Genomic DNA, 3,119 nt, shown 5'->3' with positions numbered 1-3,119 from the left:
GGACCGTTACGCGCCGGCCCTTGTACTGGGGGCGGGCGGCGGCCGCCGCCGCGGTGGGGGCGGCCCCCTCCCCCCCCCCCCCGCCGCTCGGCCCGCGCCCCCAGTGGCACGCCCGGCGGCCCCGGGGGGGCCGGGCCCGCGCCTGGGCGCCACTCACCCCGCTGCTGTCGGCCGCCGTGCCCGACGCCCTCGACCTCGCCGACGAGGAGGTCACCGAGCTGCTCGGTCCGGCGGCCGGGGCGCTGGACGCCGCCGGGGTCCAGGTGCACTGGCCCAGGGAACTGGCCCGCGGGCTCACCGCCCGCGCCGTCATCGGCCCGGACGGCGACGACGAGACTCAGGACGGCGCCGGGCCCCGGTTCCCCGCCTTCCTCTCCGCCGACGCGCTGCTGCGCTTCAGCTGGCGATTCGCCGTCGGCGACCAGGAGCTCACCCACGCCGAGCTCGACGGGCTCGCCGAGGCCAGCCGGCCGGTGGTACGGCTGCGCGACCAATGGGTCCTCCTCGACCCCGAGGCGGCGCGCCGCGTCCGGGACCGGCAGGACCGCAAGCTCACTCCCGCCGACGCCCTCGGTGCCGTCCTTACCGGTCGCACGGAGGCCGACGGCACCGATGTGGAGGTGCGGCCGACCGGTTGGCTGGAGGCCCTGCGGGACCACCTCGCCGACCCCGAGGGAACCGCCGACACCCAGCGGGCGCCCGTGCCCCAGCCCTCCGCCCTGGCCGCCACGCTGCGCGACTATCAGCTGCGCGGCCTGGACTGGCTGGTCCGGATGACCTCGATCGGCCTCGGCGGCTGTCTCGCCGACGACATGGGGCTCGGCAAGACCATCACCCTGATCGCCCTCCATCTGCACCGTATGGGCATCCCCGAAGCCTCCGGGCCCACTCTGGTGGTCTGCCCGACCTCGCTGATGGGCAACTGGCGGCGCGAGATCGAGCGGTTCGCGCCGGGCACCCCGGTGCGCCGCTACCACGGCTCCGCGCGCAGCCTCGACGGCCTTGACGACGGCGAGTTCGTCCTCACCACCTACGGCACGATGCGGCTCGATGCCCAGCGGCTGGCCGAGGCCGGGCCGTGGGGCATGGTGGTCGCGGACGAGGCGCAGCACGTGAAGAACCCGTTCTCGGCGACGGCGCGGCAGCTGCGCACCATCGGCGCGAAGGCCCGCGTGGCGCTCTCCGGAACCCCCATCGAGAACAACCTCTCCGAACTGTGGGCGATCCTCGACTGGACCACGCCGGGAGTGCTGGGCACCCATGGCGCGTTCCGCAGGCGCTACGCCCAGGCCGTGGAGAGCGGAAGCGACCCCGAGGCCGCCGCTCGGCTGGCGAAACTGGTCCGCCCCTTCCTGCTCCGGCGCCGCAAGTCCGACCCCGGTATCGCCCCCGAACTGCCGCCGAAGACCGAGACGGACCGGGCCGTAGCGCTCACCAAGGAGCAGGCCGGGCTCTACGAGGCGGTGGTGCGCGAGATCCTCGCCGAGATCTCCGGCACCGGCGGCCTCGTCCGGCGCGGGCTCATCGTCAAGCTCCTCACCGGTCTGAAGCAGATCTGCAATCACCCGGCGCAGTATCTGAAGGAGGACCGGCCGGTGGTCCCCGGGCGCTCCGGCAAGCTGGAGCTGCTCGACGAGCTGCTGGACACCATCCTGGCCGAGGGCGCGAGTGTCCTGGTCTTCACCCAGTACGTCCAGATGGCACGCATCCTCGAGGGCCACCTGGCCGCGCGCGGCGTGTCGGCCCAGCTGCTGCACGGCGGTACGCCGGTGGCGCGGCGCGAGGAGATGGTGCGGCGCTTCCAGGATGGCGAGGTCCCGGTGTTCCTGCTGTCGCTGAAGGCGGCGGGCACGGGCCTCAACCTCACCCGGGCCGGGCACGTCGTGCACTACGACCGCTGGTGGAACCCGGCCGTCGAGGCGCAGGCCACCGACCGCGCGTACCGCATCGGCCAGACCCAGCCGGTGCAGGTCCACCGCATCATCGCGGAAGGGACCGTGGAGGACCGCATCGCCGCGATGCTGACGCGCAAGCGGGAGCTGGCGGACGCCGTGCTCGGCTCCGGCGAGGGCGCGCTGACCGAACTGACCGACTCCGAGCTGGCGGAGCTCGTGAAGCTGAGGGGGACCGAACGATGAGCCGTACCGAGTCCGAGCGCACCTTCGCCGCACTGCCGCCCGCCCGTGGCCGCGGCTTCGCCCGCACCTGGTGGGGCCAGGCGTGGCTGAAGGCCCTGGAGGACACGGCACTGGACGGAGAGCAGCTGAAGCGCGGCCGCAAGCAAGCGCGCGAGGGAGCGGTGGGCGCTGTCTGCGTACGCCCCGGCCGGGTCACCGCCGTGGTGCGGGACCGCGACCGCACGCCTTACCGGTCCGATGTGCTGCTGCGGGAGTTCACCGACGCGGAATGGGACCGGCTGCTGGAGGTGGTCGCGGACCGCTCCGGCCATATCGCCGCCCTGCTGGACCGCGACATGCCACCGCAGCTGGCCGAGGACGCGGCGGCCGTGGGCGTCGAACTGCTGCCGGGGATAGGCGATCTGGAGCCGGAGTGCGGCTGTGAGGCGTGGGACCACTGCCCGCACACCGCCGCGCTGTGCTACCAGCTCGCCCGGCTGCTGGACAAGGATCCGTATGTGCTGCTCCTGATGCGCGGACGCGGGGAGCGGGAGCTGCTGGACGAGCTCCAGGTGCGCAGCGCGGCGCGGGCCGCCCGGCACCTGCCGCGGCCGGCGGAGGACGCCGCTCCGCCGGCTCCGGAGGGCGTACCGGCCCGGGAGGCGTTCGCCGCGCCCGGTCAGCCCCCGCTGCCCGCTCCCCCGCCCACCATCGCCGCGCCCGGCCGTCCTCCGGCGCTGGCGGGCGGCACGGACCCGGCCGAGGGGCTGGATGTGGCCGCGCTGGAGTTCCTTGCGGCGGACGCCGCGGTACGCGCCCAGCGGCTGCTGGCCGAGGCGCCGCGGGCCCGCCCCCCCCCAGCCCCCGGGGCCGGCCCCGTGGGGGGGGGGGCGGGCGACGTGGTGCGGGCCGGGGGGGGGGGCGCCGCCGCGCCCCCGCCCGCTACGCCGCCGCTGGTGCCCCCGCCGCCCGGCACCCCGCCCGCCGCACCCCCGCCGCCGT

2 protein-coding genes are annotated in these 3,119 nt (G+C 75.8%); both read left to right on the top strand.

Going from position 1 to position 3,119, the window contains the following annotated elements:
* Positions 1-2,138 (top strand): DEAD/DEAH box helicase (locus ACFXB5_RS52510; protein WP_385222956.1); only part of this gene is annotated, 2,138 nt, incomplete at its 5' end.
* Positions 2,135-3,119: SWF or SNF family helicase (locus ACFXB5_RS52505; RefSeq protein WP_385222953.1), on the top strand; the 985-nt coding region annotated here is incomplete at its 3' end. The genes ACFXB5_RS52510 and ACFXB5_RS52505, both read left to right, overlap by 4 nt.

Source organism: Streptomyces sp. NPDC059455 (assembly GCF_042750115.1).
Classification (GTDB): domain Bacteria; phylum Actinomycetota; class Actinomycetes; order Streptomycetales; family Streptomycetaceae; genus Streptomyces; species Streptomyces endocoffeicus.
The sequence above is the reverse complement of the archived record's forward strand: the minus strand, read 5'-3'. Positions and strand labels throughout refer to the sequence as shown.